Genomic DNA, 25,294 nt, shown 5'->3' on the forward strand with positions numbered 1-25,294 from the left:
GCTACTGGGCGACCGTGAAGACCACATGGCTGCCCGCGTCCGCCGCCTCCCGGAAGAAGACCACCAGGTCGGCGAAGTTCGCCCAGGTGTAGGCGAAGTCCTCGTCGCCGAACTCCGGACCGTAGTCCTCGACGTCGATGCGGTCGTAGCCCGCCCTCAGCGCCTCGCGTCCGACCTCGGCCACGGCATCGGCGACATCGCGAACCTGATCCGGAGCGAGCAGGCAGACGATCCAGTCGTCCCCCTCGTGGAGCGGGACGCCGCCCAGGACCGCGGCGTTCAGCGGGTAGCTGCCGTTCTCGAAGCCGAGGTAGCCGTCGGTCAGGCTGCGGTGGATCGCGTCCCACGCCTTGTCGGTGTCGCAGTGTCCGACACCGATCGCCTCCCCCTCGATCTCCTCGACCAGCGCGGCGACCTCCCCGTCGTTCGCGGCCGCGAGCAGGCGGCCGGCGGTCTCCGCATCGATGGCGAAATGCACTCCCAGGGTCATACCGCACACCGTACGCTCTCAATGATCAACACATGATCGACACGAGAACGTCGAAGGAGCTGTGCGCATGGACCTCGCCGGAAAGACCGTGGTGGTGACCGGGGCCGGGCGCGGATTCGGCAGGGCGTTCGCGCTGCGCGCGGGACAGCTGGGCGCGCGCCTGTTCCTCTCCGCCCGCACGGTGGCCGCCGCCCGGAAGACCGCAGAGGAGATCGCGGCCGACAGCGGCGCGCGGGCGGACGCGTTCGCCTGCGACCTGGCCGACCCCGCCACCGTACGGGCCTTCGCCGAGGGCGTCGCCGCCCGCACCGACCGGGTCGACGTGCTCGTCAACAACGGCGCCCGGTACCTCGCGGGCCCCGACCTCTGGGACGCCGACGACGAAGCGATCACCGACACCCTCGCGTCCGGCGCCACCGGCACCCTGCTGACGGTCAAGCACTTCCTGCCGCTGCTGCGCACGTCCGAGGGCGCCGACGTGGTCAACCTGGTCTCCTCGGCCGCGGAGACCCGCGACCACCGGTCCCAGGCGCACCCCGCCTTCTACGCGGCCAAAGCCGCCCAGGCCGGCTTCGCCGACATCCTCTCCCACCGGCTCCGCCCCGAAGGCATCCGCGTCATCTCGCTCTACCCGCCCGACTTCACCGACGGCGACCCGCTCCACCCCACCTGGGACCAGGCCACCCGGACCGCGAAGGACCCGCTGACCGCCCAGTCCGTGCTCGACTGCGTCCTCTTCGCGATCGGCCAACCACGCGACTGCTTCATCCGCTCCTTCCACTTCGAGCAGCTCTGACCCCCACTCGCACCTGGCTCAGAGCTGGTCGGTGACCTGCCGGGAGATCCCCTCGAAGAACTCCCGCAGGCCGGCGGCGGCAAGGTCGAACCGGTCGGACCAGGAAGCCGCGGTCGACATCCACACGCGTCCGGAGCCGGTCACGGCGAAAAGACGGCCGCCGCCGTCGCTGGCGAAGACCGTGGCGGGCCCCTCATCGGGGATCGCAACGGGCCCGTAGGCGCGGACGTGCTCCGCGACCAGCGAGGCCGGGTGGACGAAGCAGCCGTTCGCCACGTCGGGCAGCGACACCTCGTCGATCACCCGGTACACCGTGGCCAGGTCCGCGGGGATCGGGGTCAGCGCGACGAGCGCCCCGGTCGCCCGGTGACTCTCGTCCGTGGCGGGCGCGATCACGTTGTCGCCGGGCGGGAAGCCGTGCCGTACCTCGAACGACTCCGTCAGCCCGGCCACGGCCGCAGCCGTCCGCTCGCACCAGCCGCGAAGCCAGTCGCCGTCCAGCCGTTCGTCCATCACCGTGATTCCTCGTCCTCGGCGCCGGGGCCCGCCCGCGCGGGTACGGAAGCGCCCTCGGGCGCGTGCAGGGCCCAGCCTGGCAGATCCTCCACCGCACCGACCGCTTCGATCCCGAGGACCTGTGGCGGAGGATCACCCGGTACGGGGAGCTGGAGCGGCTGGACGACCTGCCGGCCGGGCTGCCGGACGTCGCGGCGTTCCTCCTCGCACGGCAGGACCGCCCCAGTCCGTCCGGTAGTGCCTCGCCGCCCGGTGGCGAGGGGACGGTGCCACAGGTGTCTGACCTGTGGGCAGGGGTCGTTCCGGTGCCCGTGGGGACGGGTAAGGGGCCGGGCATGGAGAAGCGCGAGGTCGTGCCCGAGAAGGTGGCGTGGGTCCTGGTGCGTGGCGGTCGGGTCCTCGTGACACGCTGCCACGGTCTGGACGTCTTCTACTTCCCCGGCGGGAAGCGGGAGGCGGGCGAGTCCGACGCCGAGACGCTGGCGCGTGAGATCGACGAGGAGCTGCGGGCCCGGATCGACACGGCCACGATGGTGCACGTCGGCACCTTCGAGACGCGGCGGGAGTCCGACGGCCGCACAGAGTTCCGGATGATCTGCTACACCGCCGAGCACACCGGTCCGCTGGTTCCCGCGAACGAGATCGCGGAGTTGGACTGGTTCGGCCACGCCGACCGCGCGCGGGTGTCGCCGGTGGACCGGATGGTGTTCGACATGCTGCACACGTCCGGCCGGCTGCGCTGACCCGCTGCCCGCTGCTCCCGCACGACCGCCGTCGAGCCCCCCGTGCCGGCCGTACCGCCGGGTGGTGCCACGCTGCGGCCCGTACCGCTGCACCAGTTCCAGAAGGCGCCGTGGCGGCCGCCGCACGGGAGGTCAAGGACGGCGGCCGCGCCACGCTCGTCGCCGCCACCGGCTCCGGCTCCGGCTCCGGCAGGACGCTGATCGTCGCCGGCGGCACCCTCGCGGGTCCGGTCGACCGCACCGGCCTCGGCGACGACCCCGCCTTCCGCCCCGGCGCCCGGCTGCGCAAACAGGACGGACTGCGATCCGACGGCAGCCTGACCGGACAGCAGCTCGCCCTCCTCGACGCGCTCCACGAACCCGCGACCGCCGGCGAACCCGCGGTAACCGCGACCGGGACCGGCTGACCGGACGCCACCCCCCCCGCGCGGAGGGGCCGCGCCCGGCCGGCGGTGCGGTGGTCAGCGGGCCGCGCGGGTGGCCCGCTTGGCGGTGGTCGTCTTCTTGGCGGTGGTCGTCTTCTTGGCGGTGGACGCGGTCTTCCGCGCCGGCGCGGTCGTCTTCTTCGCAGCGGTGGCAGGCTTGGTGGCGCTCGTCTTCCTGGTGGTGGCCGTCTTCTTCACGGCGGCCTTGGCGGTGGTGGTCTTCTTGGCCGGCGCCGCCTTCTTGGCCGTCGCCGGTGCGACCGCCGCGGTGGTGCGCTTGGCGGTGGTCTTCTTGACGGTGGTCCTGGCCGCCGTCGTCTTCTTGGCCGCGGCCGCCTTGGCCGGTGCCGCCTTCTTGGCGACGGCCTTCTTCGCCGGGGTGGCGGTCGCCGCCGCCGTGCGCTTGGCCGCGGCGCGCTTGGTGGTCGTGGCGGTCGTACCGCCGGGGGTCAGCGAGCCCTTGGGGGCCTTCATGATGGACGGCCCCTGCTTCGGGAGCTTCTTCGCGCCGGAGACCAGGTCCTTGAACCCCTGGCCGGGGCGGAAGCGGGGAGTGGTGGTCTTCTTCACCCGAACGCGCTCGCCGGTCTGCGGGTTGCGGGCGTAGCGGGCGGACCGCTGGACGGACTCCAGGGTGCCGAAGCCGGTGACCGACACGCGCTCGCCGGCGACCACGGCACGCACCATCACGTCGAGGACCGCGTCGACGGCGTCCTCCGCGGCTGCCCGGCTGCCGAGTTGACCTGCGACTGCTTCGACGAGCTGGCCCTTGTTCATGGTGACGACTCCTTGGTGGGTTTTGATGACGATTTGAGCTGTTTTCGCTTTCACGGTAATTCGGAGTTCGCAATTCCGCCTGCGCACGCGGTCTCGCCGGACAGCGAGTTGGTGCCCCGACCCGCCCCAGAACCCGCCCACCAGGTCGAGTTCCGCCCCTCACCGGCCGGAATGCGCGGCGGAAACCCTGGTCATCTGCCCGGTCGTCCACCGGGGTTGACGCGGGGGGCGCTCGGCGCGCAATGGTCCCGGCGAGGCGATGTCGGCCCCGGATGAGACCTTTCACGGATGGACGACATGGACCCTGTGGATGTGGAGACCTGCGGCGAGAACGCGGTCGTCGCACGCTTCCGGCTGGCCCCGGCCGGCTTCGGCGACCCGAGCCAGCGGGCGACTGTCCGGGAAACGGGGACGCTGCTGGCCGAACTGATCGAACAGGCAGGTGTCGGCGAGTTCGACGGACACGAGTTCGGTGGCGGCGAGGCGGTGCTCTACGCGTACGGCCCCGATGCCGCCGCCCTTTTCGCCGTCATGGCTCCCGTCCTGCGCGGGCTCCCCTTCCGCCCGGCCCGGGTGGTGCTGCGGCACGGGCCGGCGGGCGATCCAGCGGCGATCGAACAGCACGTGGACCTGTGACGGAGGACCGGAGCAGCGAGATCAGCGGGTGGACCCGGAGGGCTGAACGGCGCGCACGCGCGGCTCACATGGCGGTCGGGCCGTCCCCGTTGCGGCTGGTGCGGCGCGCCTCCCCGTTCGCGTGACTTCTGCGCCGGTGCGGCGCCCCCGCCGGGGCCGGGGCGGGGAGCAGGAGGTGGGCGGTGACGGCGAGGGCGCCGCCGATGGCGGTGGCGAGGAGTCGGGTGGCCACGGCGTCGGGCTCGTCCGCTCCGGTGGCGGCGGTGAGGAAGACGATCGCCGTCGCGAGGCTTGCGGTCAGGGCCACGTACCCCGTCTCGGAGAGCAGGTAGGCGCAGCCGAGGAAGGCCAGCGCCAGGACGGCGTCCGCTGCTGCGCCCGGGTGCAGGGCGACGGTGACGACGGCGGGGAGGGTGATGCCGACGGCGTTGCCGGCCACCCGGGCGAGGCAGCGTTCGACGGTGCGAGCGGTCTCCGGCCGCATGACCATCAGGGTCGTCAGGGCGATCCAGTAGCCGTGCTGCAGACCGGTGGCGCGGGCGAGGACGACGGCGGCCCCGGTGGTCCCGGCGAGCCGCAGCGCGTGGCGGAAGACGGGGGAGGCGGGTGAGAGTTGCGCTCCGACGGCCCCGGCGGCGGACCTCAGGGAGGCCGCCGGGCCCGGCCTCCGCAGGCGCTCGGCGCTCTCGCCGACGGGCAGGGCGCCGGTGCCCGCGAGGTCGACGGCGCGCGTCAACTGCTCGGCCAGCGGGCGCGCGGCCGGGAGGGGGCAGGTGGTGCGCCCGGTCTCGGCGATCAACTCCCTGAGCTGCTCCGCGGCCCGCGGATCCGTCGCGGGGCGGCCGGCGGCGACGCCGTCGAGCACCTCGCCCGCGGTACGCAGCCAGGCCTGTGCGGCGTCTCTCTCGGCCGCCGTACCGGACTCGGTGGCCCGGGCGACGGCGGTCAGTGCGGGCCGGATGCGTTCCGGCAGGCCGTAGTAGTCCCGGAAGGCCGGCGGGCGGCGCCCGGCCTGCCGCTCGGTCAGGGTGAACGCCGCCCTGGAGGTGGCCGGTGGGGCGGGGTCGAGGACGGCCCGGGGATCCGCCGCCAGGGCGCGCGCACCGTCGGCAACGGCCCGGTACGCACCGGCCAACGCCTCGCGCTGGACCCGCCACCGCCTGCCCGGCCACACGACGACGAGGACGGCCTGGACCAGCCCGCCCGCGGTGACCAGGGCCGCCCGGCCGAGCATGTGCTCCACGCTCAACGGCACCGAGGCCGCCGCGACCAGCAGCACCGACCCGGCCGCCGCGACGACCCCGGCGGCGGAACCCACCGCCCACAGCATCCCGATGGCGAAGCTCCACACCACCGCCAGGCCCACGAACAGCACGGTGTGCGGCGCGGCGAGGGCCCCGGCGAAGGTCGCGGCACCCATCACCACGGAGACGGCCACGATCGACGGGAGCCTTCCCCGCGGCCCGCCCCGCAGGCCCATCGCCCCGGCCACGGCCGCACCTCCCGCCGCCGAGGCGGCCGCGCCCGGGGTGCCCAGCGCCAGCGTCACCGTCGTCGCCGCCACCACGCCGAGCAGGCCGCGTCCGACGTCCACCAGGCGCGGCCTGCGGCCCGTCACCCGCAGCGCCCGGCGGATCGTCGCGGCGCGTGCCTCCCACCACCTCATGCGCCCACGATCGCATCCGGCGGGGCGCCGGCCGTGCAGGCCGGGCGCCGTGACGGCCCGGAGTCACCCCGACCCCGCCGGCGCCTCCGTCAACGCCTCGGCCGGCGTCTGGTCTTCACCCGTACGCGGTCGCGCGGCGAGCCCCGCCAGTGGGCCGGCTTCGCGGTTGGTTCGTTGCCGGATCGATATCCCGTCACGCCTCTGAGCAGGCGATCTCCGTGAGAACGTGTCCTCCGGCAGCAGGCGGAACGGGACGGGGAGCGGGTACGGATGACCGGGGCTCCCGTGCTCGGGCCGCTCGAGTGGAGCGGCGACCGCTGGACGATCGGCGACCCGACCGCCCGCCGCGCGCAGTACCTGACGCTGGAGCCGGAAGGCCTCGCGGCCTGGGAGGACGGCAGCCGGACGGAGGTCGTTCCCTGGCGCCGCTTCATGGAGCTGCACCTGTCCGCCGAGCCGACCCGCCTCGGCAACTCCCGTACCCTCGCGGTCTTCGCCAACATCGTCCACAGCCTCAACGGGACCAGCCAGGTCGGTGGCGGACCGGCCGGTGTGGGCGCCACCCTCCGGCACCCGTACGAGTACTGGGGCGCCGACTTCTCCCACCACGCCCGCCGCTACAGCCGCTACTCCATCGACCTCGTCTCGGAGCTGCTGGCCCAGACCGTCGCCTCCGCCCGCCCCGAACGCCTGGGCGACCCCGCCTGGGTCCGCGCGACGGTCACCGCCCTTGCCCCGCTGCGCGGCGGCTTCCGCGGCCCCCGGGCCCGGACGGTGGTGGCCGCACACCTGAACGGATCGGCATGACCGAGCGCCAACCCGAGTCCCGGGCCTCCTCCGTCGCGTCCAGGGTCTTCCTGGTTGCGGCGCCCGTCTGGTACTTCTTCGACGGCCTCTTCTCGTCCGGGCCCTGGGCCTGGCTGAAGGTCACGTTCGCCCTGGTGATGGCGGCCGGTGGCATCGCCGATCTGGTGCTGCGCCGCCGGAAGCAGCGGCCACCCGCCGGGTGACCCGCGGGGGACGTGACGGGTGCTCGCCGGGGCCTACCACCCGTCGGCCGTCGCCGGCTATCCACAAACCTGCGGTGACCCGTTCGCGAAGCGGATAGTCCCGTGATCATCGCTCGGGGATTCTGGACACCGACAGGGCCTTTTGGCATGTGGTGGTCATCAACTGCGGTGGGGGTACGGCGTGCGGAGCGACGGCCGGGATCGGCGTGGTACTCGGGGCCGGGGTGGTCGGGCCGACACCATCTGGACCCTCGACGGTGACGATCCCGGTGGCGTCGCCGGCCGCAGCGGCGACGCGTAGGACGCGGCGGCGCCGTCAACACCCCCGGCCGACCGGTCGACCGGCCGGACACGTCGGCCGCAGGGCTCCCGTTCGCGACGGTCCGCGGCCCGGACCGCCGTCACCCTGCGTAAACCGTCTCCGGCCGTTGTCCACCACCCGGTCATGTGCGCGCCATCGTGCCGATACGATGCCGCTGACCAGGGGAACTACGGCGGGGGAGCGGGATGAGGTTCGCGATACTCGGAACGGTCGCGGTCTCCCGCGACGGAGTGCCGGTCCCGCTCCGCGCGCCCATGGCACGGGGCCTGCTGGCCACCCTGCTGCTGAACGCCAACCGCCCGGTGCCAGCGCACCACCTGGTCGCCGCGCTGTGGGGCGGCAGCCCGCCCGCCACCGCCACCGCGTCACTGCACAACCACGTGATGCGGCTGCGCCGCACCCTCGGCGCGGCCGGGGCCGACCCCGAGCTCATCCAGCGGGTCCACGACGGCTACCTCATCGCCGTACCACCGGGCCGGCTCGACCTCGACGAGTTCACCGAGCACTGCCGGCTCGGACGGCAGGCGCGGGCGGACGGCCGCTGGGCCGACGCCGCCGGGAGCCTCTCCGACGCGCTCGCGCTCTGGCGCGGCGAACCGCTCGGCGACCTGCCCGGCTCCGGCGCGGAGACCGCAGGCGTCGGCCGGCTGCGCGAGGCCCGGCTGCAGGCCGTGGAAGGGCTGGCCGAGGCCCGGCTGCGGCTCGGCGAGTACAGCACGGCGATCGCCGAACTCGGGCCGGTCGTCCGCGAGCACCCCTGGGTCGAGGTGCTGCACGGGCAGCTGATGCGGGCGCTGTACGGCTCCGGGCGCCAGGCCGACGCGCTGGAGGTCTACCGCGACCTGCGCCGCGAACTCGCCACCGAACTGGGCATCGAACCCTCGCCCGCCCTCCAGCAACTGCACCAGCGGATCCTGGACTCCACCGTCGAGACCCCCGCCGCCGACCGGCTGCCCGCAGCGCCCCCGGCCCCACCGCCCGCGCCGGTCCGGCCGGACGCGCCGGTGCCGCGCCAACTGCCGATGGTCACCCGCTTCTTCGCCGGCCGCGCCCTCGAACTCAAGAAGCTCGCCGGATGCATCGCCGAAGCCGGTGATCCCGGCGCGGCCGGGATCACCACCATCTCCGGCACCGCCGGCATCGGCAAGACCACCCTCGCCCTGCACTGGGCCCACCAGGTCGCCGACCGCTTCCCCGACGGCCAGCTGTACGTGAACCTCCGCGGCTTCGACCCCACCGGGCAGCCGATGCCCGCCGAACAGGCCGTCCGCGGCTTCCTCGACGCCCTCGGCACCGCGCCCGGACGCATCCCCGCCACCCTGGAGGCCCAGACCGCGCTCTACCGCAGCCTGGTCGCCGGCCGCCGACTGCTCGTCGTCCTGGACAACGCCCGCGACGCCGAACAGGTACGCCCCCTGCTGCCCGGCAGCACCGGCTGCCTGGTCCTGGTCACCAGCCGCTCCGCCCTCACCAGCCTGGTCGCCGTCGAAGGCGCCCAACCCCTCACCCTGGACGTGCTCACCGTCCCCGAGGCGACCGAACTGCTCACCCGCCGGCTCGGCCCCGAGACCGTCGCCGCGGAACCGGACGCGGTCGCCGAACTGATCGACACCTGCGCCCGGCTGCCCCTCGCCCTCGGCGTCGCCGCCGCCCGCCTCGCCATGAACCCCGCGCTGCGCATCGCCGACATGGTCGACCGGCTCGGCGACGACCGGCACCGGCTGCCCGCACTGAACGCTGGCGACACCAGCAGCGACGTCCGGACGGTCTTCTCCTGGTCGTACGAGCAACTCGGCGAACCCGCCGCGCGCCTGTTCCGGCTGCTCAGCGTCCACCCCGGCCCCGACGTCTCCGAGACCGCCGCCGCCCGCATCGCCGACCTCCCCACCGGCCGGGCCCGCACCGCCCTCGAAGAACTCGCCACCGCCCACCTGCTCGCCGAACACGCGCCCCGCCGCCACCACTTCCACGACCTGCTGCGCGCCTACGCCGGCGACCTCGCCCGCGAACACGACGACGAGGACCGGCGCCGCGCCGCCACCGAGCGGATGCTCGACCACTACCTGCACACCGCGTACGCGGCCGAACGCCTGCTCAGCCCCGCCCGCGACCCCATCGCCCTCACCGCACCCCGCCCCGGCGCGGCACCCGACCCGATCGACACCGTCGACCGGGCCATGGCCTGGTGCGACGCCGAACGCCGCGTCCTGCTCGCCCTCGGTCCGGCCGCTGCCGCCGCCGGCTTCGACACCCACGCCTGGCAACTGCCCTGGGCGATCCTCACCTACCTGTCCCGGCGCGGCCTGCGACACGACCTGCGGGCCGGCCAGCTCGGCGCCCTCGAAGCAACCCGCCGACTCGGCGACCCGCGCGCCGAAGCCCTCGCCCACCGCCACCTCGGCCAGGCCTGCCGCGGACTCGGCGACCTCGACGCCGCCCACACCCACCTCCACCGGGCCCTCGCCCTGGAACGGGAACTCCACAACCCGAGCGGCCAGGCGACCGTCCTGCACAGCCTGGCGCTCTGGCACGAACAGCGCGCCGAACACGCCGAAGCCCTCCACCACGCCCAGCACGCCCTCGACCTCCACCGCACCGCCGGCCACCGGCCCGGCCAGGCACGCCTGCTCAACGCCGTCGGCTGGTACCAGTCCCTGCTCGGCAACCACCGGCAGGCCATCGCCGACTGCCGCGAGGCCCTCGCCCTCCTGCGCGAGAGCGGCGACCGCTACAGCGAAGCCTGCACCCTCGCCAGCCTCGGCCACGCCCACTGGCAGACCGGCGACGCCCAGCCCGCCCTCACCCACTACCGCGAGGCCCTCGCCCTCCACCGCGAACTCGGCGCCCGCCCCCAGGAAGCCCTCGCCCTCGCCGAACTCGGCGACATCCACCACGCCACCGGCGACCACCAGGCAGCCACCGACCACTGGCGCGCCGCCCTCGTCATCCACACCGAACTCGACCACCCCGACGCCGACCGCCTCCGCACCAAACTCGCCACCCACCGCCACCACCCCGACCGGTAACGGACCTGGGCCACGACCCGGAGCGGGCGGACGGCCGTGCGAGACGGCGCGCCACGGAGGCTTCACGGTCGGCTGAAGCCCGAAGGCCCAGCGGCAGATCCAGCAGCAGGCGCTACGGCCACGCGACCTCGCCGTCCTTGAGCTCCAAGCGCTCGAAGCGGTCCGACTCGTAGAACCGGGTCCAGCCCAGGCGGACCGTGCCGGTGGACGAGTGGTGGCGGTCGTCGGCCTTGGTGGCCAGCCAGGCGAGCAGTTCGCCGAGGAGGTCGAAGTCGTCGGGGTGGATCTCCTGGCGGACGGTCAGCGCCCACGGGCCGTTCCACGGCTCCTGCGGTCGGACGAGTGCCGCGACGAGCGCCCCACCGACGTGGACTGCCGCGTCGTGGCGGCCCAGGAGCGGCGCGGGGTGGTCCTCGACGACGAGTCCGTCGTGGTCGTCCTCCACCACGACCGGGAACCGGGGCACGATGCGGAGGACCTCCGGCCCGGGGCCGAGCCCCAGGTGCCACCGGAGCTCGGCCTCCTCGTGCTCGGACAGGTCCTCGGACAGGTTCAGGGCGATCGACAATTCATAGACGCTGGACACGGCGTCACGCTAGCGCCCCGGTGCGACACCGGCGGCGCGGGCGGTCAGGGGGCGGGGCGGCGGCGGAGGGCGGGGGTGTGGAGGGCGGGTGGGAGGTAGCCGGTGTCGCGGGAGGAGAGGGTTGTGCCCGGGGGGACGATCTTGTCGATGGCGTCGAGGACGTCCGGGGGCAGGGGGGTGGTGGCGGCGCCGAGTTGGTCCTCCAGTTGGGCGAGGGTGCGCGGGCCGATGATCGGCGCGGTGACGGCCGGGTGGGCGAGGACGAAGCCGAGGGCGAGCTCGACGAGGGTGAGGCCGGCTCCGTCGGCGAGGACGGCGAGGGCTTCGACGGCGGCGAGCTTGTCGGCGTTCTCGGCGCTGCCCAGGTCGAAGCGCCCGGGTTGGCGGTCGGCGCGGCTGGAGTGCGGCTGGGCCCCGCCCGCGCGGTAGCGTCCGGTCAGCCAGCCGCCGGCGAGCGGGCTCCACGGGATGACCGCGAGCCCGTACCGCTGCGCCACCGGGAGGACTTCGACCTCCACGCCGCGGGCGAGGATCGAGTACGGGGGCTGTTCGGCGACCACCCGTTCGCGGCCGCGCCGCTCCGCGGTCCACTGGCCCTCGACGATCCGGGACGCCGGGAAGGTGGAGGTGCCGATGTACCGGATCTTGCCCTGGCGGACGAGGTCGGTCAGGGCGCCGAGGGTCTCGTCGAAGTCGGTGTCCTCGTCGGGGCGGTGCACCTGGTACAGGTCGATGTGGTCGGTGCCGAGGCGTTCCAGGCTGGCCTCGACGGCGCGGTGGATCCAGCGGCGCGAGTTGCCGGACCGGTTGATGTCCTCGCCCATCCGGCCGTGGAACTTGGTGGCGAGGAAGACGTCGTCGCGCCGGCCGGCCAGCGCCTTGCCGACGATCACCTCGGACTCGCCCTGCGAGTACACGTCGGCGGTGTCGACGATGTTGATGCCGGCGTCGAGGGCGCGGTGGACGATGCGGACGCCGTCCTCGTGGCTGGGGTTGCCCAGGCCGCCGAAGTTCATCGCGCCGAGCGCGAGAGCGCTCACCTGGACGCCGGTGCGGCCGAACGGCCGGTAGGGGATGGTCATGCGGGACCTTTCGGGGGACGGGCGGGCGCACCGCCCACGGCGGGGGAGGAGGTGGCGTTCACGCGACGTTCGCGGCGAGTGCGAAGCGGTCGGCGGGGCGGGGCAGGCCGTAGTGGTCGCGCAGTGTCGTGCCCGTGTACTCGGTGCGGAAGAGGCCGCGTTCGCGCAGGATGGGCAGGACCTCGGCCACGAAGACCTCCAGGCCGGACGGCAGGACGGCGGGCATCACGTTGAAGCCGTCGGCGGCGCCGTTCTCGAACCAGTGCTGGATGGTGTCCGCCACCTGGACGGGCGTGCCGGCGAAGGTGCGGTGGCCGCGGCCGCCGCCGAGCCGGCCGATGAGCTCGCGTACCGTCAGGTGCTCGCGGCGGGCGAGTTCCACGATCAGTGTGTAGCGGCTCTTGGCGCCCTCGACCTCGTCCTCGGTGGGCAGGTCGTCGGGCAGTTGCTCGTCGAAGCGCAGTCGTTCGGGGTCCACCTTGAGGACGGTCGCCAGCTGCTCGCGCGCGTACTCGGGCTTGATCAGCCGGTCGAGTTCGGCCTCCAGTTCGCGGGCCTCGGCCTCGGTGGCGCCGATCACGGGGACGATGCCGGGCAGGATCTTGACGTGGTCGGGGTCGCGGCCGACGGCGGCCGCGCGGCGCTTGACGTCGGCGTAGAACGCCTGGCCCTCCGCGAGGGTCGGCTGCGCGGTGAACACCGCCTCGGCCCAGCGGGCAGCGAACTCCTTGCCGTCCTCCGAGGAGCCGGCCTGGACGAGCAGCGGATGCCCCTGCGGCGAGCGGCGGACGTTCAGCGCGCCCTCGACCTGGAAGAAGCGGCCGCGGTGGTCGGCCGGGCGCACCCGGTCGGGGTCGGCGTGGACGCCGGCGTCCTTGTCGGCGACCAGCGCCTCGTCGGCCCAGCTGTCCCACAGCTTGGTGGACACCTCCAGGAACTCCGCGGCCCGCTCGTAGCGGGTGCGGTGCAGCGGCTGGCCCGCCAGGCCGAAGTTGCGGGCGGCGGCGTCACCGGCGGTGGTGACGATGTTCCAGCCGGCGCGGCCGTTGGAGAGGTGGTCGAGCGAGGCGAACCGGCGGGCCAGGTTGTAGGGCTCGTTGTAGCTGGTGGAGGCGGTGGCGATGAGCCCGATGCGGGTGGTGCCGGCGGCGAGGGCGGCCAGCAGGACGGTCGGCTCCAGCTTGCCGGACGGACGGCGGCTGGGGTCGCCCCACAGGGCCGGGCTGTCGGCGAGGAACACCGAGTCGAACTTGGCGTCCTCGGCGATCTGGGTGAGCCGCTGGTGGAAGGCCAGGTCCAGGTCGGCGGCGGGGTCGGACTCCGGGAGCCGCCAGGACGCCTCGTGGTGGCCGGTGTCGTGGATGAACAGGTTGAAGTGGAGCTGCTTGCCCATGGTGGTCCTTCGGAGGGTTCAGGGGGTGGGGCGCGGGGCGCCGGGGGCGAGCGAGCGGAAGGTGCTCGCGTGGAAGACCAGCGGGTCCACGGCGGGCTCGGCGTGCAGGTCGAGCACGCGGAGCAGGACGATGTCGTGGTCGCCGGCGCGGATCTCGCGGTCGACGGCGCACTCGAACCAGGCGCTCGCGCCGTCCAGCAGCACGGCGCCGTCCGCCGTCGCCCGCCAGTCGACGCCGTCGAACCGCGCGCCGGAGGGGCCGGCGAGCTGCCGGCACAGCGATCCGTGCCCGGCGCCGAGCACGCTGATGCCCAGGCGCTCGGCGCGGCGCAGCTCGGACCACGTCCCGGAGGTGTGCGCCATGCACACCGAGACCAGGGCGGGCGTCAGCGACACCGAGGTGAACGAGCTGGCCGCCAGGCCGAGCGGCCGTCCGTCGACCAGCGCGGCGACCGCGGTGACGCCGCTGGGGAAGGCACCGTACACGGCGCGCAGGGATCCGGTGTCGGGCGCGACGAGGGTCATGCGGGCACCTCCGGCCGCAGCAGGGGAAGCAGATGGTCGCCGACCCGGGCGATCTCCTCCTTGTAGGGCGTGTCGGAGAGCACGAAGTGCGTCACCCCGAGCTCCCGGTACTTGCGCAGCGCGTCGGCGACCTCCTGCGCGGAGCCGACCAGCCAGGTCGTCCCGGCGCCCCCGCCGCCGTAGCGGCCGGGCGTGGTGTACAGGCAGCTGTCCAGCACCTCGCCGCGCTGCTGGAGGTCGAGCAGGCGGCGCTGGCCCACGGCGGCCCGGCGCTGGAACGCCTCCGGGTCGTGGGCGCCCTGCGCGGCCATCCGGGCGACCTTGTCCTCCGCGGCCCGCCACGCCTCCTCGGTGGTGTCCCGGACGACGGTGGTCACCCGCAGCCCGAACTCCAGCGGCCGGTGCCGGCGCTCGACGCGCGCACTGAGTGCGCGCAGCCGGTCGACGCGTTCGGCGACGCCGTCCAGCGGCTCGCCCCAGAACAGCTGGACGTCGGCCTCCCGGGCGGCGACCGTCTCGGCGGCCTCGCTCGCGCCGCCGAAGTACAGCCGCGGGTGGCGGCCGTCCTCGGCACCCCACGGCCGGGGCCGCAGCGAGGAGTCGTCCACCCGGTAGTGCTCGCCGTGGAACGTCACCGTCTCCTCGCTCCACAGCCGGCGGACCAGCCGGAGGAACTCCAGCGTCCGCCCGTAGCGGCGGGTCCGGTCGAACTCGCCGTCGCCGTAGGCGGCGGGGTCGTCCAGGCCGCTGACCACGTTGACCAGCACCCGGCCGCGGCTCAGCCGGTCCAGGGTGGCCGCGGCCGAGGCGAAGTTGGCGGGGTGCCAGTAGCCGGGCCGCACCGCGATCAGCGGCTTGAACGTGGTGGTGCGGGCGGCGAGCGAGGCCGCGACGGTGAAGGTGTCCGGCCGGCCCCAGCCGGTGCCGAGCAGCGCCCCGGCCCAGCCGTGCCGCTCGACCGCGAGGGCGAGGTCGGTGGAGTGGTCGAGGCTGCCCCAGCCGTCCAGGGTGTCGTCGCCGCGGTGGCCCGGCTCGACCGTGTTCGGGATGTACCAGAGGTGCTCGCCCATCAGCCCTCCCCGCCTGGCCCCGCCGACCCGGCCGCACCGGCGGCGACCGGCTCGCCGTCGGGCCGGACACCGAGCGCGGCCAGCAGCCGCTCGCGGTACTCGCCCAGTAGCGGGTCGCGGTAGGAGCGGGGATGCGGCAGGTCGATCGTCAGGTCGACGGAGATCCGGCCCCGGTCGAGGACCAGCACCCTGTCGGCGAGCGCCGCCGCCTCGTCCACGTCGTGGGTGACCAGCAGCACCGACGGGTGGTGACGCTGCCACAGCTCGCGCAGCAGGGCATGCATGCGGATCCGGGTGAGCGCGTCCAATGCCCCGAACGGCTCGTCGGCGAGCAGGAGTTCGGGCTCGCGGACCAGGGAGCGGGCCAGCGCGGCCCGCTGCTGCTCACCACCGGAGAGCTGACCGGGCCAGGCCCGCTCGCGGCCCGCCAGACCGACCTCGGCGAGCGCCGCCCGACCGCGTTCGGACGCGTCGCGCCCGTCGCCGTCCCGCCGCCCGATGCCCAGCAGCACGTTGTCCAGCACCCGGCGCCACGGCAGCAGCCGGGAGTCCTGGAAGGCCACCGACACCCGTTCGGGGATGGTGAGCTCACCGCTGCCGGCGGTGCCGCGGTCCAGTCCGGCCATGGCCCGCAGCAGGGTGCTCTTGCCCGAGCCGGAGTGGCCGAGCAGCGCGACGAACTGCCCCGCCGGGATCTCCAGGTCGATGTCGTCGAGCACGGTGCGCGGTCCGAACGAGCGGGTCAGGCCGGCGAGTCGGACGGCGGGCCGGGTCAGCTGCCCAGAGAGCTGCGCCATGCCAGGACCCTCCTTTCCAGGAGACGGACGGCGGAGTCGGAGGTGAATCCGAAGACCCCGTAGATGAGCAGTCCGAGGACGATGACCTGGGTCTGGCCGTAGTTCTGCGCCTGGAACATCATGTAGCCGAGGCCGTTGGTGGCGTTGATCTGCTCCAGGACGACCAGCGACAGCCACGAGCCCGTGACGGCCAGGCGCAGCCCGACGAAGAAGCCTGGCAACGCGCCGGGGATCACCACCTGGCGGACGAACCGCCAGCGGCCCAGCCGCAGCACCTCGGCGAGTTCGACGTAGCGGGCGTCGATGCCGGCCAGGGCGGCGTGCAGGTTCAGGTAGACCGGGATGTAGACGACGATCGCGATGATGACGACCTTGAACGCCTCCCCGATCCCCAGCCACAGGATGAACAGCGGGATCAGGCCCAGCGTCGGCACGGCGCGGTTGACCTGCACCGTGCCGTCGATCAGCGCCTCGCCGATCCGGCTCAGCCCGGCGGTCAACGCGAGCAGCACGCCGGCCGTGAGGCCGATCGCGAAGCCCTGCGCGGCGCGCCACAGGGAGGTGCCCAGGTCGGTGCGGAGCGTCCCCTCGGCCCACAGGTGGGCCCCGGTGTCCAGGACCGACCAGGGGGCGGGCAGGATCCGCGGGTCCAGCAGCCCCGCCGCACTGGCTCCGGCCCAGATCGCCAGCAGGACCAGCGGGCCGACCAGCCGGGCGTAGGGACGGCGCGGACCGGGGGCGAGCCGGCGTGTGCGGGGGCGGGCGTTGGTGGTCGCACCCGGGGCGGCGACCGGCCCGGCGGCGGTCGCCGGCCGCGCGGCGGGTTCCTGCTCGGCGGGTGGGTGCTCGGCGGGTTCCTGTACGGCGGGTGACGGTGCGGCCGGGGTGACGGGCCGCTCGGGGGCGGTCACCACGGCGGTCGACTGGTGTTCGGCCACGGTCAGCTCCGGTACTCGGCGGGAACGGCGGCCGCCGCGAGGTGCTCGAAACGGCGGTCGAAGAGGGTCTCGGCGCGGAACGACTTCACGAAGCCGCCCTCGGCCAGCAGGTCGACCGTCTGCTGTTCCCAGGCGATCGCCTCGTCCCAACTCGGCGGCAGCAGAGGCTTGTTGCTCAGATGGGTGACCTGATGGGCCTGCTCGGCGCTGATCTTCTGGCTCTTCACGTAGTACTCCTGCTCCCAGACCGCGGGGTTCTCGTACACCCAGACCAGCCCCTTGGCCCAGATCGGGACGAAGGCGGCGATCGCCGCGGCCCGGGCGGGGTCGGCGAGCACGCCGGCCGGGGCCCACAGCAGGTTGAGCAGGTCCACGACGTCGGTGGCGACGGTGTGCGCGCCGTCGGCGCCGTACTGGTTGAGGTAGGCCGGGGCCTGGGAGATGCCCAGCGGGGCCACGTCCACCTGGCCGGCCGCCAGGGCCGTCAGGAACTGGTTGCTGGTCAGCGGGACCAGCTGCACGTCCTTGTCCTTCAGGCCCGCCTGGTGCAGCGCCCGCAGCAGCACCACGCCCTGCGCCTGGCCCTGGGAGAACGCCAGCTTCTTGCCCGCGAACTGCGCCACCGACTGGATGTCGCTGTGCGGCCTGGTCGCGAACAGGTAGGACGGCTTGCGGGTCAGGTTGATGCCGACGATGCGCGCGTCGTAGCCCTGGAAGTGCGCCTGGATCGGCGGGATGCCGGCGTTGTTGGCCACATCCAGGGAGTTGGCGCGGAAGGCGTTGATGACGTCCGGTCCGGCCCCGATGTTCGGCCAGGACGAGACGGTGAAGGGGATCTTCTCGATCAGCCCGGAGAGCTGGAGCTGGAGCTGCTGCGCACCGAGGGCGGAGGCGATCCGCAGGCTGGTGCCGGAGGACACCTCGGTCGGCAGCGCCGCGCCGGTCGACAGCGCGGGGCCGCTGGCGGCGGCGCTCGCGCAGGCGCTGAGGCCGAGCGCGGCACCGGTGCCGAGCACGGTGCGGAGGAACATTCTTCGGTTCGGGGTGGGGACGCCCTGGTACGGGGACACGGAGGTGCGGTTCCTTTCGATCGGTGCAGGTCGTGCCGGGTCCGGCCGGTCCGGCCGGACCCGGTGGTGGCGGTGCGTCAGGAGGCGACGGCGACGCGGTGGTCGGCGGTGAAGGGGCGGCCGGCGAGGAGCTTGGACTCCTGCCCGTCCGGGCCGACGGGGACCTCGCCGATCAGGGTGACCCGGTGCAGGCGCCGCTCGACGTCCAGGTGCTCCAGGTCGCGGGGGGCCAGGTGGGCGGTGGCGCGGTTGTCCCAGAACGCGACGTGCCCGGCCTCCCACCGCAGGCGCACCGTGTACTCGGGCCGGGTGATCTCGGCGTAGAGCAGGTCGAGGATGCGCCGGCTCTCGACCGCGGTGACGTCGACGATGTGGCTGGTGAAGACGGGGTTGACGAACAGCGCGCGCTCCCCGGTCTCCGGGTGCACCCGCACCACGGGGTGGACCGCCACCAGCAGGTTGTCGTTGATCCGGCGGGCGTACTCGCTGTCGCCGTCCACCGGCTGGGCGCCACCGTAGCGGTGCTCGGCGCGCAGGGTGTCCACGAAGGCCCGGACCGGCGCCGACAGGCCCTCGTAGGCGGCGACGAGGTTGGTCCACTGGGTGTCGCCGCCGACCTCGGGGACGGTCTCGGCCCGCAGGATCGAGCCGGCGGGCGGGTTCACGGCGGCGGTGACGTCGGTGTGCCAGCCGTCGACGTAGCTGTACTGGCGCTTGCGGTACTCCTCGCGGAAGCTCTTGCCGTACCGCTCCTCGAAACGGCGCGGATCGACGGTGAAGATCTCCGGGTGGTCCGCCGGCGGGGCGTCGTCGTGCGGGTGGGCGTAGGTGAGCTCGCCGAACTGGCGGGCGAAGGCGATCTGGGCGGCGTGGTCGAGGGTCTGGCCGCGGAAGAAGACGACCTTGTGGCGGTGGAGGGCCTGCTTGATCGTCTCGACGGCCTCGGCGGACAGCGGCCGGGCGAGGTCGACGCCGTCGATGTCGGCGCCGATGTGGCCGGCGACGGGACGGACGGTGGGTGCGGTCATGGCAGTGAAGTCCTTTCGGGGGGAGTGCCCGGTGACGTCGAGGCGCACCGGCCCCTGGAACCCGGCGGCGTGGAGGCACGGCGGAGCCGGTACCCGGCAGCGTCGGGGTACGGGGATGTCACTCCGCCGGGCAGGTGCCCGGGGAGGAGGGAACCGCCCTCGTGGCGGCTTCACCGGGCGAGGGGGCGGGAAGGGCCGCGCGCCGGTCGGCGCCGCGCGGCGTTCGCGCGACAGGACGTCAGCGCGACAGGACGTCAGCCGATCCGACAGCGCAGACCGGCGAAGTGGTGCGCGCGGAAGGCGTTCACGGGGAGCCGCTGTGCGGCTTCCCGGATCGTGGCCTTCTGGTGCGCGTCCATGGCAGCAGTCTGCTGCCCGGACGGCCCGGCGGACAATGGTTTCCGGCGGCGTGGAAGAAACTCCTCCCGGCGGCCGCTCATCGGGCGCTCCCGACCGTGTGCAGGCCGAGCGGGTCCTGGTAGACGGCCGCGAGCACGGGCACGGCAGCGGCCACCGCGAGGGTGTCCGCACCGAAGGACCCGGCCCGCACCAGACCGTCGGCCCCGCCGAGCTCGCGACTCAGTTCAGGCAGCAGCTGCGGGAGTTGCAGGGTGGCGGCCTCGGTCAGCACCACCGCGTCCGGGCTGATCACGTCGAGCATCGGCCGCACCGCCCGGGCCACCAACCGCAGCCGGGAGCGGCACAGCTCCACGGCACGCTCATCGCCCTCGCTCGCGGCCCGGACGAGCAGATGCACGTCCGCACGCGGCACGATGCCCTCCCGGGCGGCCGCCTCCGCCAGGCCGCGGTCGCCCACGGTCACCTGGAGGCAGCCGGTGCGGCCGCACGGGCACGGGTGCTTGGAGCCGGGAACGGGCAGGTGGGCGATGCCCCCGGCGCCGTGCCGCCGGCCCCGCAGCAGGACCCCGCCGGTGGCGATCGCCGCGTCCACGGCGTTGCCCACGAACAGGTGGACCAGCACGCCCCCGCCGACCCGTCCGAACAGCATCTCCGCATGGGCGAGCGCCCGGGCGTGTCCCTCCACGTGCACCGGGAGCCGGACCGCCCGCCGCAGCGTCTCCCGCACCGGCACGTCACGCCAGCCGAGCGCGGCGTTCTCCACCACCACCCCGGCCTCCGGGTCCACCCAGCCGCCGGTGACCACGCCCAGGCCGAGCACGGAGCGCCCGAACGCGTTCCGGCGCAGGAAGCCGGGGAGCCGGGCGGCGACCTCCCCGAGCACCTCGCCCGGGCGGTCCGCCCGCGGCAGGTGCTCCGAGGCGACGACCCGCCCGCGCAGATCCGTCAGCGAGAAGGTGAGCCGCGGCACCGCGACGTGCACGCCCGCGGCGACGTGGTGCGAGGTGTCGATGTCCAGCGGAATGCGGGGGCGGCCCGGGCGGGGCGGCTGCGCGGACTCCGGCGGCTGCCAGACCAGCCCCATGCTGAGCAGGTCGGCCGTGTGCCGCGACACCGCGGCCGCGCTCAGCCCCGTCTCGCCGACGAGCGCGGTACGGGCCACCGGCCCCCGGTCCAGCACGGCCCGCAACACGGCGGCGGCATGGTCCGGTCGGTCGGCGACGGGTTGGGGGCCGGGCCTGGCAACAAGCGCTGGCAGCATGGGTGATCCTCTGTCCGGAGTCGGCCACGTGGCGGCGGGGTAGCCCGGATTCCGAGGGCTACCTGCTGCGGGGACAGTTCGACGACGTCATGCGCCGAATGCTTCCAAGCCGGGGGGAACAGGTCAATGGACCACCGTTACAGGGGCATGGCGCTTTCGCGAGCAGTCCGCCCCGGCCGGTCACACCGCGCCGGGAGCACGCACCAGCAGGAACGTCGTGCGCCGTCGCAGGGTGAAGCCGATCGACTCGTAGAGCCGGATGGCCCCGGAGTTCTCGGCGGCCGTGTGCAGGAACGGCGTCTCCCCGCGCTCCCTGATCCCGGACGCGACCGCGCGCACCAGACGGGTCGCCAGGCCCCGCCCGCGGTGGTCCGGGTCGGTGCAGACCGCGCTGATCTCGGTCCAGCCGGGCGGGTGCAGCCGCTCGCCCGCCATCGCGACCAGCCGGCCCTCCTGCCGGATGCCGAGGTAGGTGCCCAGCTCGACGGTGCGCGGCAGGAACGGGCCCGGGCGGGTGCGGGCGACCAGGTCCAGCATCTCGGGCACGTCGTCGGGGCCCAGGCGGACCGCGTCCGGGGCCGGTTCGGCCCGCAGCGCGGTGTCGACGAGCTGCACGCCCTGCCCGCACTCCACCACCTCCCACCCCTCGGGCGGCGCGAGGGCCGCCCCCGCGACGGGCGTCAGGCTGCCCGGGCCGACGAGGGCCGCGAGGTCGTCCCAGGCCCGCGGATCGGTCGGGTCGGTGAACGCGGTGAACGGCGACACGTCGACGGGGTAGCGGGCGGCCCGGCCGACCCGCTCGGCGAACCGGGCGTGCGGACCGGTGAGCGCCGCCCACGCCGGATTGTCCAGCGGATGCGGCGGGTGGGGGCTGATGGACACCACGGTGGGGATCTCCTCGCAGAAAGAAGGGAGGGCGGACCCCGGAGAGGCTCCGAGGTCCGCCCGGTGGACCGGCGTCGTGCCGACCGGTCAGGAGTTGGTGAGCGGCAGGCCCGGCGGGTTGACCTGCGAGGTGGTGACCGCCTCGTCGGACAGGTTCCAGGCGGCCAGCCACTGGCCGTACTGGCCGTTCTGGATGAGGTGGTTGATGGCGTCGGCGACCGGCTTCGCCAGGCCGCTGTCCTTCTTCGCGGTCGCCGCGATGAGCCCCTGCAGCGAGGCGCCCGCCCCGGAGTAGGTGCCCGCGCTGCGGGTCGGGTTGGGGGTCTTGGCGTCCTGGGTGATCTGGTACGCGATGGCGGGGTTCGGGCCGAAGTACGCGTCGATCTTGCCGCCGAGCAGCGCCAGGTGGGTGGCGTTGTTGTCGGGGAAGTACTTGATCGTCAGATCCTTGCCCGCGGCCTTCAGCTTGCCCTGCCACTCCAGCAGGATCTTCTCCTGGTTGGTGCCCGCGCCGACCGCGACTGTCTTGTCGGCCAGCGTGGTCCAGTCGTTGTTGAAGTTCCAGGTGCTGCTCCTGGCCACCTCGAACGCCAGGTTGTCCTCTCGGTAGGAGGCGAACTCGTACTTCTTTTTGCGCTCCTCGGTGTCGGTGATGTTGGAGAAGCCGACGTCGGTCTTGCCGCTGTCGATGCCGACGAAGAGGTTCTCCCAGGTGGAGTTCTGCACGACCGGCTTGAGGCCGAGAACGGCGGCGACCAGGCGGCCCAGGTCGGGCTCGGCCCCCGTGAGGGTCTGCTGGTCGCTGCCGACGAACGCCAGCGGCGCCGAGCCGGCGGGCAGCGCCCCGACCCCGATGACCAGCTGCCCGCTCTTGGTGACCGAGGCGGGCAGCTCGGCGCGGATGGCGGCGACCTCGGAGACCTTGATCTCGGTCTGCGTCCCGGCGCCGTTGGACAGGGCCGCGACGGTGACGGTGCCCTTCGACGCGCTGTCCGCGGCGGAGGAGGACGAGGTGTCGCTCCCGCAGGCGGCGAGGCCCGCGGTCAGCGCGGCCGCGGTGGTGCTCGCGGCCAGGATGCGGAGAAGTCTGCTGCTGCGGAAGTCGGGCATGGTCTGTCCTTGCTCGTGCGATGGTTGCGATGGTTGCGACGGGTCGGTGGAAACGGTGGAAGCGGTGGGGCTCACAGCACCCGGCTCAGGAACTCCCGGGTACGCGGATGCGTCGGACGGTCCAACACCTCGCCCGGAGTGCCCTGTTCGAGGATCCGACCGCCGTCCATGAAGACGACGCGGTCCGCGACCTCGCGGGCGAAGCCGATCTCGTGCGTCACGATCACCAGCGTGGTGCCCCCGGCGGCCAGGTCCTTGATGACGGCCAGCACCTCGCCGACCAGCTCCGGGTCGAGCGCGGACGTCGGCTCGTCGAAGAGGATCACGCCCGGGCGCAGCGCGAGTGCGCGGGCGATCGCCACCCGCTGCTGCTGCCCGCCGGACAGCTGCCGCGGATAGGCCCCGGCCTTCTCGGCCAGACCCACCCGCTCCAGCAGGTCCAGCGCCAGCCGCTGCGCCTCCGGCTTGCGCAGCAGGCCGGTCGCGACGGGGGCGGCGGCCACGTTGTCCAGGACGGTCAGGTGCGGGAAGAGGTTGAAGTTCTGGAAGACGAAGCCGATCCGGCTGCGCTGCGCCAGGATCTGACGCTCACTCAGCTCCTTCAGCCGCCCCCGGTACCGGCGGATGCCGATCGGCTCGCCGCCCAGACTGACGTGGCCGCGCTGCGGCTGCTCCAGGTGGTTGATGACGCGCAGCAGGGTCGACTTGCCCGAGCCGGACGGGCCGAGGACGACCGTCACCTCGCCCGGAGCCACCGTCAGGTCGATGCCGTCGAGGACGTGGTGCGTGCCGTACCACTTGTGGACCCCGTGGACCTCGACCCCGACGGGCGCCGTCCTCTCCGCGGCGGGTGGCAGCTCGGTGTTCAGGACGGTCATGACGCGGTCTCCCTGCGGACGCGGGCGATCAGGGCGGGCAGGCCGGCACGCAGCCGCTGCAAGGGAGTCGGCGGCAGCGTGCGCAGCGCGCCGCGCGAGTAGTGGCGCTCGACGTAGAACTGGACCACCGAGACGACGCTGGTGAGGATCACGTACCAGGCGGTGGCGACCAGCAGCAGCGGCACGATGTCGCCCGGGTAGGTGGCACCCATGCTCTGCACCGAGCCGAACAGGTCCAGCAGCGAGACGTAGAAGACCAGCGAGGTGCCCTTGACCAGGCCGATCAGCTGATTGACGTACGAGGGGACGATGGCGCGCAGCGCCTGCGGGAAGACGATCCGCGCGAACTGGTACCGCCGGGGCAGGCCGAGCGCGGCGGCGGCCTCGTGCTGGCCCTGGTCGACGGACAGGACACCGGCCCGCACCACCTCGGCGGCGTAGGCGGCCTCGTTGAGGCTCAGCCCCACGACGGCGATCACCATGTCGGTGGCCAGCTTCGACTCGTCGAAGTGGAAGAACGCCGGCCCGAACGGCACACCGAGGCTGAGCGTGCGGTACAGCGCACTGAAGTTGTAGAGGAACAGCAGCACGACGATCAGCGGCACCGAGCGGAACAACCAGACGTAGACCCAGCTGACGGCCCGCAGCACGGGGTTGCGCGACAGCCTGGCCAGCGCGAGCAGAACGCCACCGACGAGACCGAGGACGGCACTGTACGCAGTGACCTCCAGGGTGATGGCGAGCCCGTTGGCGATGACCGGCCGGGCGAACCAGTACTGGAAACGGTCCCACTGGTAGAAGGGGTTGGTCGCCAGCCCGTGGACGATCTGGGCGACGATCACCAGCGCCACCGCGCTGGTGATCCAGCGGCCCGGACGGCGTAGCGGGACCACCCGCTCCGCGTGGTCCGGGACGGCGACGGACGATGTGGCCGGCTTCGGGGGAGGGACGGCCGTGTCCGAGGGCACGGCAGGGGCAAGAGAGTCGGTCATGGCTGAGCTCCAGCGAAGGCCGGCGGCGGGGCCCGTGCCGACGGGCCGCCGCACCGGCGGGAGGAAGTCGCCCGGGGGCATGCCGGAGCACGCCGCGCCACGGGCGGGAGTCGGGGGTGCACGTCGTCGCAGGACGCGCCGCACACCTGTCGGCCGCGGGCCGAGGAGGAGGTCAGCCCCGACAGAGGGCGCTGCTGACGCGCAGCAGGTCGACGGCGCGGTCCAGGAACGCCGCAGCCCGACCGCGGTGGCGGCCGATGGCCGTCCCGGGAGCTGCGTGCATCGCCGTCACCTCTGCTCAGTCGCGCCCCGAAGGGCGTCGCGCCTGCCGATGGTCGGCAAAACTAGAAGGGTTTCCTGTCGGATGTCAACGACCCGCCACAGCGTGGGACGGCGAACGTGACGGCCGTGTTTCGCCCCAAGTCGCGCGTGGTCGTTGGCCCTTGAACGGGATTGTGCGGGACGGCGCCGCCGGGTTACGGTGCAGCAAGGTCACGAGTTGCAGCGTCAAGCCCTGGCTCGCTGCACGGCAACCCTCCTCCGCGGCGGGGTGCTCCAGGTGATGACCCGGCGGGCCCGACGACGGCACCCCGCAAGCGCGAGCTCGATCCGGTGGGTACCGGGCGGAACGGAGGTGGGGGCAGTGCGGCGGATCCAGCGGCGTCCTGCGGCCGCCACCGTGAAGGCCAGCTGCCGCGTCACCACGACGTGCGCCCGGCTCCACATCGACCTGCAGCGGGTGACCACCGCGCTGTGTCCGGCGTCCCCGCACGCCGCCGAGGCGCGCGCCGGCGCCTGACCCGCGCCGCCGCAGCCCGCGCTCCCGTCACACCGTCACCTCCGTCACACCGTCACCTCCGCGCCGCGCGGCATGCCGCCGCGCACCCCGCGTCGGACTCCGCGCGCTGCACG

26 protein-coding genes and 1 riboswitch are annotated in these 25,294 nt (G+C 73.8%); of the genes, 8 read left to right on the forward strand and 18 right to left on the reverse strand.

The window, feature by feature from the left end; translation table 11 throughout:
* Nucleotide 1: 1 nt before the first annotated feature.
* Nucleotides 2-490 carry a YfbM family protein gene (locus tag ACGFX4_RS07355; protein WP_393071004.1) on the reverse strand — a complete coding sequence of 163 codons (489 nt, stop codon included), beginning with the start codon at nucleotides 488-490 and terminating at the stop codon, nucleotides 2-4.
* A gap of 67 nt (nucleotides 491-557) precedes the next feature.
* Between ACGFX4_RS07355 and ACGFX4_RS07360 the strand changes: the two genes are divergently transcribed.
* A complete protein-coding gene (locus ACGFX4_RS07360; RefSeq protein ID WP_393071005.1) occupies nucleotides 558-1,286 on the forward strand; it encodes an SDR family oxidoreductase in 729 nt (242 codons plus the stop codon).
* An 18-nt stretch (nucleotides 1,287-1,304) separates the two neighbouring features.
* Here the strand turns inward: ACGFX4_RS07360 and ACGFX4_RS07365 are convergent, their stop codons facing one another.
* The gene (locus tag ACGFX4_RS07365) at nucleotides 1,305-1,799 is read right to left on the reverse strand and encodes a hypothetical protein (RefSeq protein ID WP_393071006.1); all 495 of its coding nucleotides are present in this window, start codon (nucleotides 1,797-1,799) and stop codon (nucleotides 1,305-1,307) included.
* Nucleotides 1,800-1,864: 65 nt separating this feature from the next.
* Between ACGFX4_RS07365 and ACGFX4_RS07370 the strand changes: the two genes are divergently transcribed.
* Nucleotides 1,865-2,545 carry an NUDIX domain-containing protein gene (locus ACGFX4_RS07370; RefSeq protein WP_393071007.1) on the forward strand — a complete coding sequence of 227 codons (681 nt, stop codon included), beginning with the start codon at nucleotides 1,865-1,867 and terminating at the stop codon, nucleotides 2,543-2,545.
* A gap of 110 nt (nucleotides 2,546-2,655) precedes the next feature.
* Nucleotides 2,656-2,952 (forward strand): hypothetical protein, encoded by a 297-nt coding sequence (locus ACGFX4_RS07375; RefSeq protein ID WP_393071008.1) that lies wholly within the window; start codon nucleotides 2,656-2,658, stop codon nucleotides 2,950-2,952.
* Nucleotides 2,953-3,006: 54 nt separating this feature from the next.
* Here ACGFX4_RS07375 and ACGFX4_RS07380 read toward each other — a convergent pair whose 3' ends face one another.
* Nucleotides 3,007-3,747 (reverse strand): HU family DNA-binding protein, encoded by a 741-nt coding sequence (locus tag ACGFX4_RS07380; RefSeq protein WP_393071009.1) that lies wholly within the window; start codon nucleotides 3,745-3,747, stop codon nucleotides 3,007-3,009.
* 288 nt (nucleotides 3,748-4,035) lie between these two features.
* Here ACGFX4_RS07380 and ACGFX4_RS07385 point away from each other — a divergent pair, with 288 nt between their 5' ends.
* Nucleotides 4,036-4,383, forward strand: coding sequence for a hypothetical protein (locus ACGFX4_RS07385; protein ID WP_393071010.1), 348 nt, complete (start codon nucleotides 4,036-4,038; stop codon nucleotides 4,381-4,383).
* Between the two features lie 64 nt (nucleotides 4,384-4,447).
* On the opposite strand, the gene ACGFX4_RS07390 is transcribed toward ACGFX4_RS07385, so the two are convergent.
* The gene (locus ACGFX4_RS07390) at nucleotides 4,448-6,049 is read right to left on the reverse strand and encodes an FUSC family protein (RefSeq protein WP_393071011.1); all 1,602 of its coding nucleotides are present in this window, start codon (nucleotides 6,047-6,049) and stop codon (nucleotides 4,448-4,450) included.
* 270 nt (nucleotides 6,050-6,319) lie between these two features.
* Between ACGFX4_RS07390 and ACGFX4_RS07395 the strand changes: the two genes are divergently transcribed.
* From ACGFX4_RS07395 to ACGFX4_RS07405, 3 genes are all read left to right on the forward strand, one after another.
* Nucleotides 6,320-6,856: a hypothetical protein gene (locus ACGFX4_RS07395; protein WP_393071012.1), complete on the forward strand. Its 537-nt coding sequence runs from the start codon at nucleotides 6,320-6,322 to the stop codon at nucleotides 6,854-6,856.
* On the forward strand, nucleotides 6,853-7,059 hold the full coding sequence (locus ACGFX4_RS07400; RefSeq protein WP_393071013.1) for a hypothetical protein: 207 nt from the start codon (nucleotides 6,853-6,855) through the stop codon (nucleotides 7,057-7,059). The genes ACGFX4_RS07395 and ACGFX4_RS07400 overlap by 4 nt, the downstream gene beginning before the upstream one ends.
* A gap of 507 nt (nucleotides 7,060-7,566) precedes the next feature.
* Nucleotides 7,567-10,407: a BTAD domain-containing putative transcriptional regulator gene (locus ACGFX4_RS07405; RefSeq protein ID WP_393071014.1), complete on the forward strand. Its 2,841-nt coding sequence runs from the start codon at nucleotides 7,567-7,569 to the stop codon at nucleotides 10,405-10,407.
* A gap of 112 nt (nucleotides 10,408-10,519) precedes the next feature.
* Here ACGFX4_RS07405 and ACGFX4_RS07410 read toward each other — a convergent pair whose 3' ends face one another.
* The 14 genes from ACGFX4_RS07410 to ACGFX4_RS07475 form a co-directional block, all read right to left on the reverse strand.
* Entirely contained in the window at nucleotides 10,520-10,993 is a 474-nt protein-coding gene (locus ACGFX4_RS07410; RefSeq protein WP_393071015.1) for a hypothetical protein, read from the reverse strand.
* Between the two features lie 44 nt (nucleotides 10,994-11,037).
* A complete protein-coding gene (locus ACGFX4_RS07415) occupies nucleotides 11,038-12,075 on the reverse strand; it encodes an aldo/keto reductase (protein ID WP_393071016.1) in 1,038 nt (345 codons plus the stop codon).
* A gap of 58 nt (nucleotides 12,076-12,133) precedes the next feature.
* On the reverse strand, nucleotides 12,134-13,468 hold the full coding sequence (locus tag ACGFX4_RS07420) for an LLM class flavin-dependent oxidoreductase (RefSeq protein WP_393071017.1): 1,335 nt from the start codon (nucleotides 13,466-13,468) through the stop codon (nucleotides 12,134-12,136).
* A gap of 18 nt (nucleotides 13,469-13,486) precedes the next feature.
* On the reverse strand, nucleotides 13,487-13,993 hold the full coding sequence (locus ACGFX4_RS07425) for a flavin reductase family protein (protein WP_393071018.1): 507 nt from the start codon (nucleotides 13,991-13,993) through the stop codon (nucleotides 13,487-13,489).
* The gene (locus tag ACGFX4_RS07430; RefSeq protein WP_393071019.1) at nucleotides 13,990-15,063 is read right to left on the reverse strand and encodes an LLM class flavin-dependent oxidoreductase; all 1,074 of its coding nucleotides are present in this window, start codon (nucleotides 15,061-15,063) and stop codon (nucleotides 13,990-13,992) included. Before ACGFX4_RS07430 ends, ACGFX4_RS07425 begins: the two co-directional genes overlap by 4 nt.
* Nucleotides 15,063-15,860, reverse strand: coding sequence for an ABC transporter ATP-binding protein (locus tag ACGFX4_RS07435; protein WP_393071020.1), 798 nt, complete (start codon nucleotides 15,858-15,860; stop codon nucleotides 15,063-15,065). Before ACGFX4_RS07435 ends, ACGFX4_RS07430 begins: the two co-directional genes overlap by 1 nt.
* Nucleotides 15,836-16,798 (reverse strand): ABC transporter permease, encoded by a 963-nt coding sequence (locus ACGFX4_RS07440; RefSeq protein WP_393071021.1) that lies wholly within the window; start codon nucleotides 16,796-16,798, stop codon nucleotides 15,836-15,838. Before ACGFX4_RS07440 ends, ACGFX4_RS07435 begins: the two co-directional genes overlap by 25 nt.
* Before the next feature lie 2 nt (nucleotides 16,799-16,800).
* The gene (locus tag ACGFX4_RS07445) at nucleotides 16,801-17,829 is read right to left on the reverse strand and encodes an ABC transporter substrate-binding protein (RefSeq protein ID WP_393071076.1); all 1,029 of its coding nucleotides are present in this window, start codon (nucleotides 17,827-17,829) and stop codon (nucleotides 16,801-16,803) included.
* A gap of 116 nt (nucleotides 17,830-17,945) precedes the next feature.
* Nucleotides 17,946-18,896 carry a TauD/TfdA dioxygenase family protein gene (locus tag ACGFX4_RS07450; RefSeq protein ID WP_393071022.1) on the reverse strand — a complete coding sequence of 317 codons (951 nt, stop codon included), beginning with the start codon at nucleotides 18,894-18,896 and terminating at the stop codon, nucleotides 17,946-17,948.
* A 436-nt stretch (nucleotides 18,897-19,332) separates the two neighbouring features.
* Nucleotides 19,333-20,517, reverse strand: a complete 1,185-nt coding sequence (locus ACGFX4_RS07455; protein ID WP_393071023.1) for an ROK family protein — start codon at nucleotides 20,515-20,517, stop codon at nucleotides 19,333-19,335.
* Between the two features lie 180 nt (nucleotides 20,518-20,697).
* Nucleotides 20,698-21,411 (reverse strand): GNAT family N-acetyltransferase, encoded by a 714-nt coding sequence (locus ACGFX4_RS07460; protein ID WP_393071077.1) that lies wholly within the window; start codon nucleotides 21,409-21,411, stop codon nucleotides 20,698-20,700.
* A 78-nt stretch (nucleotides 21,412-21,489) separates the two neighbouring features.
* On the reverse strand, nucleotides 21,490-22,512 hold the full coding sequence (locus tag ACGFX4_RS07465) for a transporter substrate-binding domain-containing protein (RefSeq protein WP_393071024.1): 1,023 nt from the start codon (nucleotides 22,510-22,512) through the stop codon (nucleotides 21,490-21,492).
* Between the two features lie 71 nt (nucleotides 22,513-22,583).
* Complete coding sequence (locus ACGFX4_RS07470) at nucleotides 22,584-23,390, reverse strand: amino acid ABC transporter ATP-binding protein (protein ID WP_393071025.1); 807 nt, start codon at nucleotides 23,388-23,390, stop codon at nucleotides 22,584-22,586.
* Complete coding sequence (locus ACGFX4_RS07475) at nucleotides 23,387-24,382, reverse strand: amino acid ABC transporter permease (protein WP_393071026.1); 996 nt, start codon at nucleotides 24,380-24,382, stop codon at nucleotides 23,387-23,389. The genes ACGFX4_RS07470 and ACGFX4_RS07475 overlap by 4 nt, the downstream gene beginning before the upstream one ends.
* Before the next feature lie 490 nt (nucleotides 24,383-24,872).
* Nucleotides 24,873-24,987, forward strand: a riboswitch (SAM riboswitch).
* Between the two features lie 38 nt (nucleotides 24,988-25,025).
* Here ACGFX4_RS07475 and ACGFX4_RS07480 point away from each other — a divergent pair.
* Nucleotides 25,026-25,181: a hypothetical protein gene (locus tag ACGFX4_RS07480; protein WP_393071027.1), complete on the forward strand. Its 156-nt coding sequence runs from the start codon at nucleotides 25,026-25,028 to the stop codon at nucleotides 25,179-25,181.
* Nucleotides 25,182-25,294: the final 113 nt, after the last annotated feature.

The sequence above is a fragment of the Kitasatospora sp. NPDC048365 genome (genome assembly GCF_043200835.1).
Taxonomy (GTDB): Bacteria; Actinomycetota; Actinomycetes; order Streptomycetales; family Streptomycetaceae; genus Kitasatospora; species Kitasatospora terrestris.

What these genes read in the sequence shown, in the direction of transcription:
- ACGFX4_RS07355 (WP_393071004.1), bottom strand. Translation starts at nt 490, where the DNA reads ATGACCCTGGGAGTGCATTTCGCCATCGATGCGGAGACCGCCGGCCGC.
- ACGFX4_RS07360 (WP_393071005.1), top strand. Translation starts at nt 558, where the DNA reads ATGGACCTCGCCGGAAAGACCGTGGTGGTGACCGGGGCCGGGCGCGGA.
- ACGFX4_RS07365 (WP_393071006.1), bottom strand. Translation starts at nt 1,799, where the DNA reads ATGGACGAACGGCTGGACGGCGACTGGCTTCGCGGCTGGTGCGAGCGG.
- ACGFX4_RS07380 (WP_393071009.1), bottom strand. Translation starts at nt 3,747, where the DNA reads ATGAACAAGGGCCAGCTCGTCGAAGCAGTCGCAGGTCAACTCGGCAGC.
- ACGFX4_RS07385 (WP_393071010.1), top strand. Translation starts at nt 4,036, where the DNA reads ATGGACGACATGGACCCTGTGGATGTGGAGACCTGCGGCGAGAACGCG.
- ACGFX4_RS07390 (WP_393071011.1), bottom strand. Translation starts at nt 6,049, where the DNA reads ATGAGGTGGTGGGAGGCACGCGCCGCGACGATCCGCCGGGCGCTGCGG.
- ACGFX4_RS07395 (WP_393071012.1), top strand. Translation starts at nt 6,320, where the DNA reads ATGACCGGGGCTCCCGTGCTCGGGCCGCTCGAGTGGAGCGGCGACCGC.
- ACGFX4_RS07400 (WP_393071013.1), top strand. Translation starts at nt 6,853, where the DNA reads ATGACCGAGCGCCAACCCGAGTCCCGGGCCTCCTCCGTCGCGTCCAGG.
- ACGFX4_RS07405 (WP_393071014.1), top strand. Translation starts at nt 7,567, where the DNA reads ATGAGGTTCGCGATACTCGGAACGGTCGCGGTCTCCCGCGACGGAGTG.
- ACGFX4_RS07415 (WP_393071016.1), bottom strand. Translation starts at nt 12,075, where the DNA reads ATGACCATCCCCTACCGGCCGTTCGGCCGCACCGGCGTCCAGGTGAGC.
- ACGFX4_RS07420 (WP_393071017.1), bottom strand. Translation starts at nt 13,468, where the DNA reads ATGGGCAAGCAGCTCCACTTCAACCTGTTCATCCACGACACCGGCCAC.
- ACGFX4_RS07425 (WP_393071018.1), bottom strand. Translation starts at nt 13,993, where the DNA reads ATGACCCTCGTCGCGCCCGACACCGGATCCCTGCGCGCCGTGTACGGT.
- ACGFX4_RS07430 (WP_393071019.1), bottom strand. Translation starts at nt 15,063, where the DNA reads ATGGGCGAGCACCTCTGGTACATCCCGAACACGGTCGAGCCGGGCCAC.
- ACGFX4_RS07435 (WP_393071020.1), bottom strand. Translation starts at nt 15,860, where the DNA reads ATGGCGCAGCTCTCTGGGCAGCTGACCCGGCCCGCCGTCCGACTCGCC.
- ACGFX4_RS07445 (WP_393071076.1), bottom strand. Translation starts at nt 17,829, where the DNA reads ATGTTCCTCCGCACCGTGCTCGGCACCGGTGCCGCGCTCGGCCTCAGC.
- ACGFX4_RS07450 (WP_393071022.1), bottom strand. Translation starts at nt 18,896, where the DNA reads ATGACCGCACCCACCGTCCGTCCCGTCGCCGGCCACATCGGCGCCGAC.
- ACGFX4_RS07455 (WP_393071023.1), bottom strand. Translation starts at nt 20,517, where the DNA reads ATGCTGCCAGCGCTTGTTGCCAGGCCCGGCCCCCAACCCGTCGCCGAC.
- ACGFX4_RS07465 (WP_393071024.1), bottom strand. Translation starts at nt 22,512, where the DNA reads ATGCCCGACTTCCGCAGCAGCAGACTTCTCCGCATCCTGGCCGCGAGC.
- ACGFX4_RS07470 (WP_393071025.1), bottom strand. Translation starts at nt 23,390, where the DNA reads ATGACCGTCCTGAACACCGAGCTGCCACCCGCCGCGGAGAGGACGGCG.
- ACGFX4_RS07475 (WP_393071026.1), bottom strand. Translation starts at nt 24,382, where the DNA reads ATGACCGACTCTCTTGCCCCTGCCGTGCCCTCGGACACGGCCGTCCCT.